The following is a 16,837-nucleotide window of genomic DNA, read 5'->3' as shown; positions in this document are numbered from 1 at the left end:
GCTGGCCTGAGCCCAGCAGCTTGAGGAGTCATATGGGACGCACGTGGGCCATCGTGTGGCACGCATCGTTTTCGATCATCGCCGGTGTCCTCTACTTCCTTTGCGTGTTGCCCCGCTGGTCTGAGCTGATGGGCGATATACCGCACGCATTGGGCATGGCGGGCCGGATCGCCGCGGGCGCACTGATCGGCCTGGCGGCACTGCCGGTGGTGTTCACGTTGTTGCGCAGCCGCAAGCCGGAGCTGGGCACGCCGCAGCTGGCCCTATCGATACGGCTCTGGTCGATCGTGGCCCATGTGTTGGCCGGGGTGCTGATTCTCGGCACCGCGATCAGCGAGATCTGGCTCAGTCTGGACACTGTCGGGCAGTGGTTGTTCGGCATCTACGGAGCCGCGGCCGCAATCGCCGTGCTCGGCATCTTCGGGTTCTACCTGTCGTTTATCGCCGAGCTGCCACCGCCACCGCCGAAACCGATCAAGTTGAAGGAACCCAAGCAGAAGCGCAAGGACCGCAAGAAGCGCGATAAGGGCGACGACACCGAATCCGAGACCGACGAGATCGCGGAGACTGAAGAGGCCGACGAAGCGACGGACGCCGAAGAGGCCGAGGAAACCGAGGCCTTGGAGGCCGCCGAGGCTGAGACGACCGAGGTCAAACTCAGCGAACCCGAAGAACCTGAGGCCGCCGAAGAAACCCATGAAATCGAACTGGCCGACGACGCGGAGGAAACCGTCGACGCCACCCCGGAAAGCACTGAAAGCCCGCAGGCCACCGTCGAAATACCCAAGCCCAAGCCAGAAGCGGAAGCCGCGACGCAGGAAGCGCCGGTGGCCGACGACAGCGAAGTCACCAAAGCCATTGAGAAACCCAAGGCCAGACTGCAGAACCGGCGCCCGACCGGCAAGACGACACATCGGCGCAGGCGTCCACGTGGCGGCGGGGTAGCAGTAGAGGACTAGCCGCCGGAGGCCGCGGCCGTCGCCCGCCAGGGCCTTTGAGCGTGAGCTCAGGGCGTTGGGTGTGAGCTCAGGGCGTTGAGCGTGAGCGCAGGGTTTTCCGCGTGAGCTGGCGGCGCGCTTTCGGGCCAAAATCGCGCCGTACATTCACCGGCAAAGCCGTGACTTCACACTCGTCGACTCAGCCGTCGCGGCGTCGAAGGCGCTCGAGTTGCGCGGCGATCAGGTTGCGCGTCTTCTCTGCTCCCCACAGCTGACTGACCTCGCGGTCAAGTCCGGCGGCCTCACGCATCCGCATCAGGACAGGGTTCCGCAGCTGGGCTTTCGTCAGGCGATAAGCGTCAGCCGGGATATCGCCCAGGCCCGACGCCTCCTCGACAGCGGCCTCGACGAGGTCATCGGCGACGACGCGGTGGGCCATGCCCATGGCGATAGCCTCGTCGTCTCGATAGATATGCCCGCCCAGCAGCGCTTCCTCGGTGCGATCTGCGCAGACGTGCCGCATCACCTCCAATGCGGCGACCGGAAACGGCACTCCGACCCGCACCTCAGATGCCCCGATCTGCACGGACGGGCTGATCAGCCGTCGATCGCAGGTGCAGGCCAACACGCACCCGCCCGCGATGGCGGCTCCGTTGATCGCGGCGACCGTCGGCCCCGGATAGCCGAACATCACCTGAATCATCTGGGACAGGGCAGGAATCAGGCGATCGGTGTAGTCAGATCCGCCCGCCACCACGCGGTTGAGATCAACCCCCGCGCTGAACACCCGCCCGGCACCGGTGACGACCAGCGGGCCGGCGCCCGACCGCTGCAACTCACCAATCGCCTCGGTCAAATCGTTGGCGAATTCGACATCGATGGCGTTGACGCGGCCCGACGAAAAGGTCAGCACTCGGACCGTGCCCTCGGTCTGTATCTCGATCACGGTGTCACCCTTCACTACTGCGATGCCCAAAGTATCGGGTCGGCGCGACGAAATTGGGATCGGTAGCACTTCGGCCGCTCTGTACTTGCCCGGACGACGTCGTCAACAGGGCGGCGCATAACGGAAGGAACTCCAGTGAAACGTCTTCTCGCAGCAGCGATCGCAAGCCTCGGCTGCGCGTCGGCCCTGGTGGGTTGTTCGAGCGGTGAACATTCCGCCGCGGGCCCGGCGAGTGTCTCCGCCGGAGGCGGGGCCGCGCAGGTCAAGGTCGGCGGTAGCGACCTGGCGGGCTTGGACCCGGCGTCGGTGACCTGTGTCAAGCAGGGCGGCAAGATCAACATCGGCAGCGGGTCCACCACCGGCAAGCAGCAGGCGGTGGCCGTAGTGATGACCGACGAAGCCACTCCGAAGGTCGAGTCGCTGATACTCGTCGTCGATGGCAACGCCTTGTCCGTGGCCAACAACATGGGCCAGAACCTGGGCTCCGCCAAAGTGGCGGTGGACGGCAAGTCCTACACCATCACCGGCCAGGCCCAGGGCGCCGATATGAAGAACCCGATGGCCGGAATGATCACCAAGGATTTCAGCATCAAGGCGACATGTGGCTGATGCCCCGCGATCCGGGCGGCGGATGTGCAACGCATATCCGCCGCTTCGGGCCGTGCGGGGGCACCCGCGGCCGCAACGGACTTATGATGCAGCCGTGTCGATCCCCGAGGAATTGGAGCGCGCGCGGCGCTTGGCGTTCGCCGCCGACGAGACAGCGGCCCGGGATCTGCTGCTGTCCCTGATACCTCAGATCGAGCAAGCCGATCGAGACGATCTCCTGCTGGAAGTTTTCGCACAATTAGGCGAGATCTATCTGGTTCGCGGCGCGAATGACGGCGTACGAGAATGCATCCGGCGTATTCGTGACTGCGTGCAGATCTATTCCAGCATCGTCGCCGGCGCAGTGCCGGAAGCAGCCGAACAGGTGCGGTTGTCCGACGCCGAAGTCGCCGTCATGATCTGCCGATATTCGCGACGGGCCCAGTTTTTGGAAGCGGGCCTGGCTGCCGCACAAGGCGATCACGACCACGCCGCGCAGGCCCTTGCGGCCCTAGCCGCGCAGGCCGGCGCAGACCACGCAGACGTCCCCACCCTCGCCGACGAACACGCCTACCTGATCACCTATGCGCAACTCCTGTGCGCGACCGCGCTGTGCGACGACGATCTGCATGTGCAGTCAGTTCCGTTGTGGGAGAGGGTGGTCGCCGCGCTGGAAATGCAAACGGGGAGCACCGACGCAGCAGACTTCTTGAGGGTAACCGCCGCCACCGCTTACGGCCGGTTCTGCGTCGAGACCGGCCGGTCGTCGGAGGCCCAACCGTGGCTCCGCCGCGCTGGGGCTCGGGCGCAGACGAAAGGCTGGGAACTGGCTTTGGCCAGAACGCAATTGGAAAGTGCAGCCGCATCTTGGTCGGCGCACGACAAGGTCACTACGGAACAACTGGCGTCGGAAGCCTACCCCGTCATCGCCCGTCACGCCCGGGCTCACGACGTATCGCGGTGCTGGCTGTACCTCGGCCTCACCCGCATGGCAGTCGGCGCACTGGAAGCCGCCGACCAGTGCTGGGAGCACGCCGAACGGCACTGGCGTGAATTGGAAAAACCGCTGCATATCCATCGCATTCTGTTGCAACGCAGCTGGATAGAGATATTCCGCGGCCGCTTCTCGGCAGCGGTGGAGTTGATCGCGCAGGCCAGAGAATACCTCGACTCGTCGCCGCGAAGCAGCTGGCTGCAGTACGCCCGGCTGGACAATCAGCTCGGCACGGTGTGGCGGGCCGATGCGTTGACCGACTTGGGTTTCGACGGCGCCGGTGATCCTTCAGACACTTGGCGGGAAGTCGAAGCGCGACATGCCGAGTCGCTCGGCGTCATCCGGACCGAGGTCGAGACACAGCAATATCAACGGGCGATGGCGAAACTCGAGCAAGCGGCCGAGCTCAAGGTGCCGGCCGCGTTGGCGGTGGATTCGGTGCGCTATTCGATCGCCGACCCCGACGCCAGGTCCCGCTGGGCGATCTATGTTTCGGGCCCAATGCTGGCCGGTGCCTTCGCCGTCGCATGGGAGTGGGACAACACCGAGCTGGTCAGTGAGTTGATTGAATACCACAGTGCACGAGGGACTTTCAGTAGCGAGCCTCACCAACGCGAAGCCGACGACTGGGCATCCACGGCTACCGCGCCGGTAGTGACTGACGCTGACTGGGAACCGGCGCTGGCAGCTGCTGGGGCCTCAGTGGGCGGCGCAGCCAGTCAGTCCACACTCACCCGACTGGGCCCGTTGCCGCCGTTGCAGATGCAACCGAATGCCTCGCCGATCATGAGCCGTTACCGCGAACTGGCGTTGCAACGCTACGGCCGTGACGTCACCGCCGCCGAGCCCGCCTGGTCGACCTGGCCATGAGCGAACCGGACCGGCTGACCCTGGTCCTGCGATACGCCGACGTCGGAGTCGCCACGTACGGCAGTTTGCGGGTGGTGGGACAGCCGTCGAGAACGGTGACCTGGGTGGTGGACGAGCCCATTCTGCTTGCGGCACTACAGGAATTGGCCGACGCCTTACCCGAGCCACGCGGCACCGAAGGCCGACGTGATGCCATAGAGCGTGCCCTGACCAGCGGGCCCTTCACGGCACCGGACACCGAAGTGACGATCGCTTACATCCTCGGCGTGCTGCTGATCGGCGTAGCGGGCTGGCAGCTGCTGATGGAGTGCGTGGCTTCGCCGCGCGCTACGCTATTCGTCTCGCCCACCACCCGCCTGGCACGCGTTCCCTGGGGATTGCTGGCGATGCCGAAATCATGGCCGGGCCCAGAGGAATTGGTGCGTAGTCGAGCGGAGGCGTTCACCGCCGCCGGTACTGTCGCAGCCCGAATCCCTTGGCAATTAACCGATATCCGTAAGCACACCGATGGCTATCGGCTGATGGAACTCGTTGACGTGCTGATGGCGGTGCCGCAGAACATCGTGCACTCGCCCCGCACCCCTGCGCAATGGGACGCCAGCCGAGACGGCCCGCCGCTGCTGGTCCTCGATCCCCGGGTACCGGGGCAGCTTCCGGACTCCGCCCTCGGCTCAGTGCTCGGCAGGCCGTCGGAGCAGGCGCCGTTACCGCAACACTTCGCCGAGCTGATGGAACAGCGGCCGGTCCTGCCCGGCGTCGGTACGGCGATGGAGCTGTTCCGCCGCCAAGATGCCGATCGCAGGTGGTTGGCCAGCCTGCTCGCACACGCCCCACAGGCACCGAGTCGGCTCATGTACGTCGGGCACGCGAGTTCGGCCGACGTCGATCCCGATCACGCCGGCCGGGCCGACCGAGCCGCGCTGCACTTGGCCTGTACCGCAGCGATTCCCGGCCACGCCGAACCGATCGGCGACCACCGGCCGCTGACCGCATCGGACCTGATGTCCTTGCGGCTGCCGATCCCGCCCCGGGTAGCCCTGCTGGCCTGCGCGTCGGGCGGTGACTACCAATTCGACGAAGCGACCGGCCTGGTGGCGGCGATGATTCTCGGCGGTGCTCAGTTGGTGACCGCCACCTTATGGTCACTGCCGACCATCGCGGCCTACCGCCGGTTTGCGGTAGCCGGCGGTGACCAGCACGACCCGATGGCCGACGTGGTCATCGCCGTTGATCGCGCACACGAAGCCGTCGACGCGGGATGCGCGGTGAACCGCTGGCAACGGGAGCAGATGCGGCGCTGGCGTGATGGTGAGCTGACGGCCAGCCCGCTGTATTGGGCCGCGCTGGTGACGTTCACGGTCGACGGAGCGCGGTGACGCTCAAATCGAGGCCGACTCCGCCGCCCGTACGGCGAGTATGTCATCGGGCAACGAAAGCTGTTCGCGCGCAGCTGGATCAAACGCCACCAACAGCACGGTTCCTGGACGTAACCACGACAGGGCGGGGTCGCCGTCATGGTGAATCAAGCGGCCGACGAACGTCTTCCCGTCCACACTGGTCACCTGAATCCTGACGTTAGGTTCGGAGGCAGCCGCTTCGGGCGCATCGCACACCGTGCCGATTCCGACAATGCGGTCGTCTTCTGAAAACAGGGACGGCTGGCGCGGCGGGTGCGGAAGCCAACCGGTGATTGCCTCGGGGAGCATTGACATCTTCATGCCCTGCAGGCTTTCGCGGCCTGCCTGCTACCGAACCCAACTTTTCCGTTATCGATATCGTCGGAATGCACCTATCCTGTGCAGATGAGCGCGGATCCGCAGCTGGCGACTGTTGTCACTGCGGGACACCCGCGACGGGCGGTGATCGAGCACGCCTGGCGCGCAATCGGTCCCGGTGTCGAGGTGCTCAGCAGTGCCGACGGCGGGCCCTTGACCAGGACGATCAAGCGCATCATCGACCCGCTGGTGCTGCGCTTGCGGTCCAACCCGCAGTATTCGGCGCCGGTCGTCACCCCGGACTGCGCCGCAGCCATGCGCGATGCGATCGTCCACAATGCACCCCAACTGCGCGCTGCCGCAGCATGGTTCGAGGTTCTCAAACTCGAGCGCCGCAGGTCGCGGATCCGCAGCGGAAACGCGCAGGAGCTGTACTTTCCAGTCTGCTTCGAACTCGCGGTGACGAAAGGCAGCCCTGCCCCGGAAGATCGCGACACGGCGGCCGCAGTACTGCACGACATCCATCACGGCCGCGACCGCACCGCGATCGAAGTCCTGAACGCATACGTGGCAAGTCCCGACGTCGTCGCCGCGCTGGCCGAACAGCTGGACCGTAGCTGGCGCGACGTGCGTGCCGAACAGGTCGTCATCGGCCCGTTCCTGGCTCACCTCGAAACCGTTCTCGGACCTGCCAATAGCCACGGGACGGCCGTCGCGCGTCAGCGCGCCTGGTCGGCCGCGATTGCTGACGCGACTCCATATCACCTGGGCGCGATGGCGCGCGTCGAAACGGCGGGGCTGCCCTGGTCCATCGTCGATCTGGGGTTGAGTTCCGTTGCGCCCCAACGGCAGCCGCGAGTCCGCGGCGGCCTGGATAGCGATCGCCCGCTGGATCGCGCCGTAGTTGATCGGGTACGTGCGACGTTGCGCCGCGCCCTGGACCGCGATGCGCTGCCGGACATCCCGCTGCTGTGCGACGAAGAGGTGGACCGGGCTTGCGCGCCATGGGGGCTGCTGGCAGAGGACAAACAAGCCACGCTAGTGACCGGCATACAGGTGGCCGTCGAACTCGCGCCGCTGGACCGGTCCGTCGCGAGCGGCTACCCGCTGGCCGCACAGATCCAGGCCCGGCTCCGCAAGGAGGCGTACGTGCTGCATGCCCGCCGTTATCTCGCCGAGGGCGGCCCCATCCACCCCCGCCAGCAGCAGGTGGTCGACGATCTTGCCAACTACGCACAGCCCTACTTGAGCCGGCTGTGGGCGCGACTGCACGGACGCGACGTCTGGCAAGAGCCCTGCGAAGACGTCGACGATGTGCGGTCCCTGCTCGAGGGGGTTGCCAGATCGGTGAGCCTTGATCACCGCCAACGGATCAAGTCGATGCTGGAATTGCAGGTGGCGGGATGAGGTTGGTCGCCGATTCCGGCCTTTGGACAGCCGGGGCGCACCGCCCCTCCGCTGCAACGCCATTGGTCGCAGTGCTGGAGGTCAGCGGCGCGGTACTGTCCTGGACGGTCGACGAACCGCCCGACGACGCGGCCACCCAGATCACTTTCACCGATTTGTCTCGCGCCGACTGGCTTTGGCGTGTCGTCGGTGACGCCGGGCACGTCACGCTGCTATCGGCTGTGGACAGTCACGCCCCCGACGACCCGCACAGTATCGAGCTCAGCGGCGTCGACATCGTGCCCGGCTCGTTGGGACCGCTCCGCAGGCTGGCCATCGGCCATTGGCTGCGGCGATGGTGGCCCGCCAGCCGGCGTGATGGCATCGTCAGCCTGGACCGCGCCCTGCTCGACGCCGAGGTCGCGGTGTTGACGGCCGGTGCGCAGGGCTTCTTCACCGACGACACACTGGATTCGGACGTGACGGAGCTGCTGGAGCCGCACGCCGCCGCGCTGGGCACGCATCTGCGCGGCGGTGATCCGCGGATAGGCGACTTGGTGCGGGCCGGTGCCGAGCTTGCCGACGAGGTCGGCTTGGACGGTAGCGGCTGGCCGGAACTGTTTGCTGCCCTGGACGATTCGGCTCTAACGATGCCGAGTGGCCGTCAGGACGATTATGCACTGGCCGCCGGCGCGGACACTGGCCCGCAGGCAGCGGGAATCAGCAGTGGTGTCGTGTCGATCAACTGGAGCGCGGTGCCGCCCGGTGTCTTCGACGCCGGCGAAAACACCGTCGAGTGGAGTATCCAGGCGGCCGGCGCTGCGGTGGTCGCCGTCGTCCGGGTGGCCGTCATCGGCCCGTATCCGGCCACAGGCATCGGCGTGCGGGTGCGGTCGGGATCCGTCAGCGGCTCCGGCGCGCTGGACGCCGACGGCCGCACCACGCTCGAACTGGTCGACGCACAACAGCGGCCGATGACCGAAACGGCTGCCTGGGACCATGATTGGGCCGCGACATCGGTACACGTCGGCGCCGATGCGGAGGAGACACCCGAGACGCGAGAGCGGGTTCGTCGCTGGACGCGGACACGGTTGGACAGGCCCACGGATGACGCCTTTCTGGCCGAGATCCTGGCCGCCGAATCCGCCTATTGAGCGACACCCCGTTCCCCCTATGCTGAGCGAGTGCCAAACACCTATCGCGTCGTGCAATGGACCACCGGAAATATCGGCAAGAGCTCGCTGCAGTCGATAGCCGACAACCCCCGGCTCGAACTGGTCGGCTGCTATGCCTGGTCTGCTGAAAAGGCGGGCCGGGACGCCGGCGAGCTGGTCGGCATTCCGCCGCTGGGGATCAAGGCTACGAACGACGTCGAGGCGCTGCTCGCGCTGAAGCCGGACTGCGTGGTCTATAACCCGATGTGGATCGATGCGGACGAGCTGGTCCGCATCCTTTCGGCAGGCGTCAACGTCGTGACGACGGCATCGTTCATCACCGGACACAACCTGGGCGAGGGACGCGATCGCATCCTGGAGGCCTGCCAGAAAGGCGGGTCGACGATCTTCGGCTCCGGCGTCAGTCCGGGGTTCGCCGAGCTGTTGGCCATCGTGTCGGCGATGGTCTGCAACCGGGTCGACAAGATCACCGTCCACGAGACTGCGGACACCACTTTCTATGACTCACCAGAGACCGAGAAACCCGTGGGCTTCGGACAGCCGATCGATCACCCGGAGCTGCAGGCGATGGCAGCGAAAGGCACGGCCATCTTCGGCGAAGCGGTGCGGCTGGTGGCCGACGCGCTCGGCGTCGAGCTGGACGAGGTGCGTTGTGTCGCCGAATTTGCCCAAACCACAGCCGATCTCGACCTCGGCTCCTGGACGATACCCGCGGGATGCGTCGCGGGGACCTACATCAGCTGGCAGGGCATCGTCGGCGAAAAGACGTTGATAGACCTCAATGTTCGGTGGCGCAAGGGCCAGACACTCGAACCGGACTGGAAGATCGAACAGGACGGCTGGGTCATCCAGGTCGACGGGCAGCCGACAGTGACCACCAAGGTCGGCTTCCTGCCGCCGCCATACTTCCAAGCCGAGACGATCGAGGACTTCATGGTCATCGGGCACATCCTGACGGCCATGCCGCCCATCAATGCGATTCCCGCCGTCGTCGCCGCGGCACCGGGTATCGCCACGTACAACGATCTGCCGTTGACGCTGCCGCGCGGGGTCGTGCCGACCTAACCCACTGTTGCCGAGCAGACGCAAAAGCCCCCATTTCGAGCCCAAAACGGGTACTTCTGCGTCTGCTCGCCGGCACAAGTTTGACGGTCACGCGCTGTCGGGTAGTCGAACATGATGACCATCGAAAACAAACTGAGTAACAAAGCCCAATATTGGGGCGGCAAGGCCAAAGAAACTCTCGGCAGGGTCACCGGGAACAGGCGTACCGAGTACGAAGGCCAGCGCGATCAAGCGAAGGCCCATCTCAAAGATGCCGGCGAGAAAGTCAAGGATGCATTCGGGTCGTTGCTACCTGGCGGACGTCGGCGGGTTCAAGATCGGCCGGTTCGGGGTAGCCAACGCTCGTATCAACCGCGCGCTCGCAGCAGAAGCAGGAGAATCCCATGAGCACCGAAGACAAGATCAAGAACAAAATCGACGACTTGGGCGGCCGGGCCAAAGAGGCTCTCGGCAAGGCCACCGGCGACGACGACACGAAGAATGAAGGTAGGGGCGACCAGGCAAAGTCCAGCCTGAAAGACGCCGGTGAGAAAGTGAAGGACGCCTTCAAGAAGTAGATCGCTTTTCCGCGGCCTGCGAGTTCGCCGACACCCTGGCTAACTCGCAGGCCGTTTGTGTGCCCTGCGGAGATGCCTTTGCTCCGAGCCCTGCCCGCAGATTGAGACCCGCTACTTCGGGCAATCCAAACCGTTATCGGGTCCGAATACCAAGCGAACAAGACCGAACGATACGAAACGGTTGGAGATATGCACGTCAGAAATTTGATCGATACGAGTTGGGGGCGCCGGGTTGCGGCGGGCACGGGCGTAGCTGCCGCTGCTTTCGCTTCCGCGCTGGTGGGTGGGCCCGCACCAGCGGCATCCGCCGATCCGTGTCCGGATGTCGAGGTTGTCTTTGCTCGCGGCTCCGGCGAGCCACCGGGCGTCGGTGGCATCGGGGGCCCCTTCGTCGACGAGCTACGGTCGCAGATCGGATCCAGGTCGCTGGCGGTGTACCCGGTCAACTACCCCGCTAGCACGGACTTTTCCAGCCCCGATTTCCCGGTGACGGTCATCGACGGCATCAGGGACGCCGGCAATCACATCGAGTCCATGGCGGCGAACTGCCCGAAGACCCGCGAGGTACTCGGCGGATATTCGCAAGGCGCGGCAGTGGCCGGTTACGTCACGTCGGCCGCCGTTCCGCCGGGCGTGCCCGCATCCGCGGTGCCGAAGCCGATGCCGGCGGAGATCGCAAATCACGTCGCCGCGGTCACGCTGTTCGGGACTCCGTCGGATCAGTTCCTCCAGCAGTACGGCGCGCCACCGATCGCTATCGGGCCGCTCTACCAGCCCAAGACCCTCGAGCTGTGCGCCCCGGGCGACGGGATTTGCACCCCGGGCAGCGGCAGCCCCAATGTGGAGCACACCCTCTACGCGGCGAACGGCATGACCAACGAAGCCGCGACCTACGCAGCCAATCACCTCTAGGCGCGGCCAGATCGCAAAAGCTCCTCGAAAGCTACGGTTTGGGGGCTTTTGCGTCTGCTCGCCTAACATCGCATCATGCGTGTTCTGGTAACAGGCGGTACAGGATTCGTCGGCGGCTGGACCGCCAAGGCCATTGCTGACGCGGGTCACTCGGTGCGCTTCCTGGTCCGGACCCCGGCCAAGCTGGAAACATCGGTCGCCAAGCTCGGCGTCGACGTGTCGGACCACATCGTCGGTGACATCAAGGACCGCGACTCGGTGCGCAAGGCGTTAACCGGATGCGACGCCGTCGTACACAGTGCCGCCCTGGTCGCAACCGATCCGCGCCAGACGCCGCAGATGCTCAGCACGAACATGGAGGGCGCCGGCAACGTCCTCGGGCAGGCCGTCCAACTCGGACTCGATCCGATCGTGCACGTGTCGAGCTTCACGGCGCTGTTTCATCCCGAGTTGGAGACGCTGACGGCCGATCTGCCGGTGGTCGGCGGAACCGATGGCTACGGCATCTCCAAGGCGCAGGTCGAGATCTACGCGCGCGGGCTGCAGGATGCAGGGGCGCCGGTGAACATCACCTATCCCGGCATGGTTCTCGGTCCGCCGGTCGGCGACCAATTCGGTGAGGCCGGCGAGGGCGTCAAGGCGGCGCTGCAAATTCACACCATCCCCGGCCGGAACGCGGCATGGCTGGTCATCGACGTCCGCGATGTGGCCGCGGTGCATGCGGCGCTACTGGAACCGGGGCGCGGACCGCGCCGCTACATGGTGGGCGGGCATCGGGTTGCGGTGGCGGAGTTGGCGAACATGCTCGGCCAGGCCGCCAAGACGCCAATGGTGAGCGTGCCGGTTCCCGATACCGTGCTGCGGGTCGCGGGAACGTTGCTGGACCGCGCGGGACCCTATCTGCCGTTCGACAATCCGTTCACCGCGGCGGGCATGCAGTACTACACGCAGATGCCGGAGTCCGACGATTCGCCGAGCGAGCAAGAACTCGGCATCACCTATCGAGATCCACGCACCACCCTGGCCGACACCATCGCAGCCCTGCGCGCGTAGAGCGAGCTAGGCATCCTCATCTGGCGGCTCAATGGGCCGCTCAGGCGCAGGCGTGTTCTTCAGCCAATCTTTCAGCCGGAACAGCTGGTTGATCACGATGCCGAGCGCCAGCAGTACCAGCGTCACCACGATGATTGCGGTGGTCACGTCCTCCATGGTGGCAGGCCTAAGCGGCAATGTCCCAAACGCGGCCGTTCCCGAACCGATTTCAGAGGGTGGCCACGTACCCGCCGTCGATGCGGTAGTCGCATCCGGTGGTGTTTCCGGCGCGGTCGCTGGCCAGGAAGACGACGAGGTCCGCGACTTCTTCAGGAGTGGTGAACCGGCCCGTCGGCGCAGCGCTGGCGAGCTCTGACCTGACCTCGTCGGGCGTCTGGCCGTTGGCCGCGGCGAACGTGTCGGCCGGCCCGCCCTGCTCCATCCACCGTCTGGTCGATACCGCACCCGGGCTGACTGAGTTGACGCGAATGTTCCCTGGCGCCAACTCTTTTGATAGTGCTTTTGCAATATTGGTGACGGCGGCCTTGGCGGCACAGTAGTTGTAGGTCTCGGGGCCCGGGAGGTAGGCGCTGATCGAACCGATGATGACGATAGAACCGCCGCCACGCCTTTCGAACTCTGGCAGCGCCGCGCGGGTGGGCCGCACGACGCCCATGACGTTCAGATCCCAGCACGCTTGCCACTGGTCGTCGCTGATGCTGGCGAATCCGCCCGGATATACCGTGGCACCGCCAACGTTGTTGACCAGAACGTCGATTCCGCCGCGCCGGGCCGCCGCCGCGATCAGTTCCTCGGCGGAACCGGGCTGAGACAGGTCCACTTGCACGAACGACACCTGCCCGATCTCCTCGAGCGCCGCCAGGCCCTCGCCCCGGGTCCGTGCTCCACCTATCACGTGTGCGCCCGCCTCGACCAGGGCCTTGGTGACCGCGAATCCGATGCCTTTGCTGGCGCCGGTGACCACGGCAGTCTTGCCCGATAGATGCAGATCCATTCGCACTCCTACGCCTGCCCCGGCGGGCACGACGCTACTACAGTCGAACCGCCATGACCGCCGACTTCGTCAAGCGCCATCCAAGCGCGCCTAGCCGCTACTTCGCGTGGGAAGCCGCGGGACTGCAATGGCTTTCCAGTGTCGACGGCGGCGTGCACTGTGCAGACGTTGTTTCTGTCCGCTCGGACAGCCTGACGCTGCGACGGCTTGATTCGGTGGCTCCGAGCGCCGACGCGGCGCAGGCGTTCGGCCGCCAACTCGCGATCACGCACGATGCCGGAGCCGGCGCGTTCGGCGCCGGACCCGACGGATGGGACGGGCCGGGATTCTTCGGGCCGCTGTCACAGCCACTGCCGATGTCGCTACGGGGACACCGCCACTGGGGCGACTTCTACGCCGAGGAGCGTCTGGTCCCGATGGCCGAGCTCGCCGCGGCGCGGCTCGACGCCTCCACCCGTACCATAATCGACGCCGTCGTAAAACGTTGCCGTGCAGGCGACTTCGACGACGACGACCATCCGGCTCGGCTACACGGCGATCTGTGGGGTGGCAACGTGATGTGGACTCCCGACGGGGTGGTATTGATCGATCCGGCCGCGCATGCCGGGCACCGGGAGTGCGACCTGGCGATGCTCGCGCTGTTCGACTGCCCGCACTACGAGGCCATCCTTGACGGCTACCAGCAGGTGCGACCGCTGAAACCCGGCTGGCGCAACCGCATTGGCCTGCACCAGCTCTTCCCACTGCTGGCACATGTCGTGCTGTTCGGCGGCGGGTACGCGACGCGGACCCATGCCGTCGCCCGCGCAGTGCTGGCTACCTGACCGCCCTCGTCTACGGCCGCACTTTCGCAGTGATCTGATTCGCGATGTCGACAGCCGAATTCTTCGGATCGACGCTGCATGTGTTGACGTCGATTATGACGTTGTTTTTCACGGTGAGCGCCCGTCCGCAAGCCTTCCAGCCCGTGGAAGGGGGGTTCTGCAGAGTCGAGGTGGTGCTCAGAACGCCGTTGGTATTGGATATCGCGCCCACGGTCCACTGCGTCTTGGACTGGATGTGGGTGTAGTCGTGGCACGCCGGCCACTGCTGGGTGGAGGCGGTGAAGAAGTCGCCGGCTTGTTTGGCGGTGGGGAATAGAACCACTGCCTGCTCGACGAAATGAGTCAAGTTAGTCTCGCCCTCCTGGCGGTTGAATGCCTGGTCGCGCACGGCCATGAAACCGCTGTTGGCATAGACCTGGGCCTGCGCCGCGCCGTCGATGGCCAAGCACTCCTTAGGCGTCATCGTGGCGCTGTCATCAGGCATCGCGTCGCGGCTGTTCGTGCCCTTGATATCGGTTGTCCCCATGGCTGCGTTGATCTCCTCGGGGCTCAGCAGAAATCCCCTCAGCGCAGCCTCGGCGAAAGGCGGCGGAGGTTTTGAGGCGGTGGTCGACTTGGTGGTCGACGATTTACCGCCTTGGCTGGGCTGGCTGTGACAGCCGGCGATGAAAATGCAGAGAACTGTAATGACAACTGCGGCGATCAATCGGCGCATATTTTCATCCCCACTTGGAATCCATAAAGAATTATCACGCCTCGCTATCGGCATGATATGACAGTTCTGGTTGGCGCCCTAGGAGCGTCGATCGCCATAGCGGCGGGTTGCGAATTCGGATTGCCGAGCGCCAAGCTGGAATCGGCTGGATTCCTTTGTCATCGGAGCCGGGCCACGGACAGCCCTCCAGTGTTAAGCCGCTGGTTTGATCTCGAGACCGACGTGCACCTTGTCGATGCCACCGCGGATCATCGAGTGCGCGTAGAACCACCACGAGTGGTACCAGTACCGCTTGAGCACGGCGTTGTAGATTCGCCGAGTCTCCGACTTCGGCAGGATCCGCGCGACGGCCTCAACCTCTTCGCTCTTCGGGTTGCCCAACCCCCCGCTCTTGGCGACCGTCACCCTGGGTGTGTTGTTGATCCGCTTGGTTTTCCACGACCCGTCGTCGGTGATGACCAACAGCTTGTCACCATCGGGCACTCCCCAGATCGGCGTCGGCTTGGGGCGGCCGTCTTTGGTGAATGTCGTCAACAGCAGGTACTTGGACTTGATGACGTCCTGGAAGCTGGTAGCCACGCGCTATCTCTCCGGTCGGTGGGAATCTGAGTCCAAATACCCCCGGCTGGTAGTTCATTAAACGTGGCGAGCTCTATTCAGCTGGATGCGGCCGAAATCGATTGGCTGACGGTGTAACTGTCAATTCCCTCGGTTCCCAGTTCGCGGCCATAGCCGCTGTTCTTGACGCCGCCGAACGGAGCGGCAGGGTCCATGATGTAGCCCTCGTTGACGCCGAACGTGCCGGAGCGCACCCGTGCCGCGACGGCGTATCCGCGCTCGACGTCGGCGGTGAATACCGAACCGGCCAGCCCGTATTCGGAGTCGTTGGCAATCCGGAGCGCCTCGTCCTCGTCACGGTAGGAAATGACGGTCAGCACCGGCCCGAAAATCTCTTCACGCGCGATCCGCATGTCGTTATGCGCATCGCTGAACAACGTCGGCCGTACGTACCAGCCGGTGTCGAGACCGTCGGGCAGCTCGCTGCCGCCGGTCACCAGGCGTGCCCCTTCGCTTTTGCCTGATTCGATGTAGCCGCGGACCCGTTCCTGCTGGCGCTGCGCCACCAGCGGGCCGATCTGGGTGTTGGGATCGGCGGGGTCTCCGACCGTCATCGCCTGCATCCCGGCCGCCAATGCGTCGACGAGCTCGTCCTTGCGCGCCTCCGGCACCAGGATCCGGCTCAGCGCGTTGCACACCTGGCCGCTATTGGCCAGGCTGGCCATCTGAATCCCGGCCGCCGCGGCCGTGGGGTCGGCGTCGTCGAGCACGATGGCCGCCGACTTGCCGCCCAGTTCGAGGCTCACCTGCTTGGGGCCCGCCGCGCAGGCCAGGGCCACTTTCCGGCCGGCCGCCGTGGATCCGGTGAAGGAGACCTTGTCGACGCCGGGATGGCTCACCACAAGTTCGCCGACATCGCTACCGCCGGGCAGCACGTTCAGCACTCCGGCTGGAAAGTCGGCTGCCGCAACGAATTCGGCCAGCAGCTGGGCATCGAGGACCGACTCCGGCGCGGGCTTGAGCACCACCGTGCATCCGGCGAGCAACGCGGGCACCACCTTGGCGACGGTGAGGAACTGCGGCATGTTCCACGGCACTATCGCGGCGACGACGCCCACTGGTTGCTTGAGAATTCGAATGTCCTTGCCGTACAACCCCGGACGGGTCTGCTGCCACTCGTAACTCCCCGCCAATCCGCAAAATGCCGACATCATCGTCAGCGGCAATCGGACCTGCGCCCGCTTCGCGAACGAGATCGGTGCGCCGATCTCGGCCGATATCAATGCGGCCATGTCAGCCCGCCGCTCGTTGTAGATCCCGGCCAGGCGGGTGATCGCCTCGATTCGTTCGGCGGGTTGCATCCGCGGCCACGGTCCGCTGTCGAACGCCGCCCGGGCCGCGTCGACGGCCCGGTTCACATCCGCCGGTCCCGCGCAGGCGGCTCGGCCGATGGTGTTCTCGCTGTGCGGCGAGATCACCTCGATAGCCGCGTCAGTCTCCGGCTGAGCCCATTTGCCGTCAATGAAGAGTTGGTCCCTGTCGTACAT

18 protein-coding genes and 1 pseudogene are annotated in these 16,837 nt (G+C 65.4%); 12 read left to right on the top strand and 7 right to left on the bottom strand.

Annotated elements, in window-relative coordinates; genetic code table 11:
* Positions 1-32: 32 nt before the first annotated feature.
* On the top strand, positions 33-959 hold the full coding sequence (lucA, locus tag AC5Y21_RS09140) for a lipid uptake coordinator LucA (RefSeq protein ID WP_499911513.1): 927 nt from the start codon (positions 33-35) through the stop codon (positions 957-959).
* 178 nt (positions 960-1,137) lie between these two features.
* Here lucA and AC5Y21_RS09135 read toward each other — a convergent pair whose 3' ends face one another.
* Positions 1,138-1,884, bottom strand: a complete 747-nt coding sequence (locus AC5Y21_RS09135) for an enoyl-CoA hydratase/isomerase family protein (RefSeq protein ID WP_499911511.1) — start codon at positions 1,882-1,884, stop codon at positions 1,138-1,140.
* A 135-nt stretch (positions 1,885-2,019) separates the two neighbouring features.
* Between AC5Y21_RS09135 and AC5Y21_RS09130 the strand changes: the two genes are divergently transcribed.
* The 3 genes from AC5Y21_RS09130 to AC5Y21_RS09120 all read left to right on the top strand — a co-directional run bounded on the left by AC5Y21_RS09130 (position 2,020) and on the right by AC5Y21_RS09120 (position 5,712).
* On the top strand, positions 2,020-2,493 hold the full coding sequence (locus AC5Y21_RS09130) for a lipoprotein LpqH (RefSeq protein ID WP_499911509.1): 474 nt from the start codon (positions 2,020-2,022) through the stop codon (positions 2,491-2,493).
* Between the two features lie 94 nt (positions 2,494-2,587).
* The gene (locus AC5Y21_RS09125; RefSeq protein WP_499911507.1) at positions 2,588-4,336 is read left to right on the top strand and encodes an ATP-binding protein; all 1,749 of its coding nucleotides are present in this window, start codon (positions 2,588-2,590) and stop codon (positions 4,334-4,336) included.
* On the top strand, positions 4,333-5,712 hold the full coding sequence (locus tag AC5Y21_RS09120; protein ID WP_499911505.1) for a CHAT domain-containing protein: 1,380 nt from the start codon (positions 4,333-4,335) through the stop codon (positions 5,710-5,712). The genes AC5Y21_RS09125 and AC5Y21_RS09120 overlap by 4 nt, the downstream gene beginning before the upstream one ends.
* Positions 5,713-5,715: 3 nt before the next feature.
* Here AC5Y21_RS09120 and AC5Y21_RS09115 read toward each other — a convergent pair whose 3' ends face one another.
* On the bottom strand, positions 5,716-6,054 hold the full coding sequence (locus AC5Y21_RS09115) for a hypothetical protein (protein ID WP_499911503.1): 339 nt from the start codon (positions 6,052-6,054) through the stop codon (positions 5,716-5,718).
* An 84-nt stretch (positions 6,055-6,138) separates the two neighbouring features.
* On the opposite strand from AC5Y21_RS09115, the gene AC5Y21_RS09110 reads away from it, so the two are divergent.
* The 7 genes and pseudogenes from AC5Y21_RS09110 to AC5Y21_RS09080 all read left to right on the top strand — a co-directional run bounded on the left by AC5Y21_RS09110 (position 6,139) and on the right by AC5Y21_RS09080 (position 12,199).
* Positions 6,139-7,458, top strand: coding sequence for a hypothetical protein (locus AC5Y21_RS09110; protein WP_499911502.1), 1,320 nt, complete (start codon positions 6,139-6,141; stop codon positions 7,456-7,458).
* Positions 7,455-8,591 (top strand): hypothetical protein, encoded by a 1,137-nt coding sequence (locus AC5Y21_RS09105; protein WP_499911500.1) that lies wholly within the window; start codon positions 7,455-7,457, stop codon positions 8,589-8,591. The genes AC5Y21_RS09110 and AC5Y21_RS09105 overlap by 4 nt, the downstream gene beginning before the upstream one ends.
* Before the next feature lie 30 nt (positions 8,592-8,621).
* The gene (locus AC5Y21_RS09100) at positions 8,622-9,677 is read left to right on the top strand and encodes an NAD(P)H-dependent amine dehydrogenase family protein (protein ID WP_499911498.1); all 1,056 of its coding nucleotides are present in this window, start codon (positions 8,622-8,624) and stop codon (positions 9,675-9,677) included.
* A gap of 114 nt (positions 9,678-9,791) precedes the next feature.
* Positions 9,792-9,956 (top strand): annotated as a pseudogene (locus AC5Y21_RS09095) (CsbD family protein); the annotation flags it as partial.
* Between the two features lie 104 nt (positions 9,957-10,060).
* Positions 10,061-10,234 (top strand): CsbD family protein, encoded by a 174-nt coding sequence (locus tag AC5Y21_RS09090; protein WP_499911491.1) that lies wholly within the window; start codon positions 10,061-10,063, stop codon positions 10,232-10,234.
* A gap of 189 nt (positions 10,235-10,423) precedes the next feature.
* Complete coding sequence (locus tag AC5Y21_RS09085; RefSeq protein WP_499911489.1) at positions 10,424-11,146, top strand: cutinase family protein; 723 nt, start codon at positions 10,424-10,426, stop codon at positions 11,144-11,146.
* A gap of 75 nt (positions 11,147-11,221) precedes the next feature.
* On the top strand, positions 11,222-12,199 hold the full coding sequence (locus tag AC5Y21_RS09080; protein ID WP_499911487.1) for an SDR family NAD(P)-dependent oxidoreductase: 978 nt from the start codon (positions 11,222-11,224) through the stop codon (positions 12,197-12,199).
* Positions 12,200-12,205: 6 nt separating this feature from the next.
* Here AC5Y21_RS09080 and AC5Y21_RS09075 read toward each other — a convergent pair whose 3' ends face one another.
* Positions 12,206-12,346 carry a hypothetical protein gene (locus tag AC5Y21_RS09075; RefSeq protein WP_499911485.1) on the bottom strand — a complete coding sequence of 47 codons (141 nt, stop codon included), beginning with the start codon at positions 12,344-12,346 and terminating at the stop codon, positions 12,206-12,208.
* A 61-nt stretch (positions 12,347-12,407) separates the two neighbouring features.
* Positions 12,408-13,193 (bottom strand): SDR family NAD(P)-dependent oxidoreductase, encoded by a 786-nt coding sequence (locus AC5Y21_RS09070; protein ID WP_499911483.1) that lies wholly within the window; start codon positions 13,191-13,193, stop codon positions 12,408-12,410.
* Positions 13,194-13,207: 14 nt separating this feature from the next.
* On the opposite strand from AC5Y21_RS09070, the gene AC5Y21_RS09065 reads away from it, so the two are divergent.
* Complete coding sequence (locus tag AC5Y21_RS09065; RefSeq protein ID WP_499911786.1) at positions 13,208-14,017, top strand: fructosamine kinase family protein; 810 nt, start codon at positions 13,208-13,210, stop codon at positions 14,015-14,017.
* A 10-nt stretch (positions 14,018-14,027) separates the two neighbouring features.
* Here AC5Y21_RS09065 and AC5Y21_RS09060 read toward each other — a convergent pair whose 3' ends face one another.
* The 3 genes from AC5Y21_RS09060 to AC5Y21_RS09050 all read right to left on the bottom strand — a co-directional run bounded on the left by AC5Y21_RS09060 (position 14,028) and on the right by AC5Y21_RS09050 (position 16,837).
* On the bottom strand, positions 14,028-14,732 hold the full coding sequence (locus tag AC5Y21_RS09060; RefSeq protein ID WP_499911481.1) for a sensor domain-containing protein: 705 nt from the start codon (positions 14,730-14,732) through the stop codon (positions 14,028-14,030).
* A 192-nt stretch (positions 14,733-14,924) separates the two neighbouring features.
* Positions 14,925-15,311 carry a PPOX class F420-dependent oxidoreductase gene (locus tag AC5Y21_RS09055; protein ID WP_499911479.1) on the bottom strand — a complete coding sequence of 129 codons (387 nt, stop codon included), beginning with the start codon at positions 15,309-15,311 and terminating at the stop codon, positions 14,925-14,927.
* Between the two features lie 77 nt (positions 15,312-15,388).
* Positions 15,389-16,837, bottom strand: a complete 1,449-nt coding sequence (locus AC5Y21_RS09050) for an aldehyde dehydrogenase (RefSeq protein ID WP_499911477.1) — start codon at positions 16,835-16,837, stop codon at positions 15,389-15,391.

This window comes from Mycobacterium sp. NGS41 (assembly GCF_059812725.1).
Note: the sequence above shows the minus strand (reverse complement) of the source record. Positions and strands in the feature narration are given on the sequence as shown.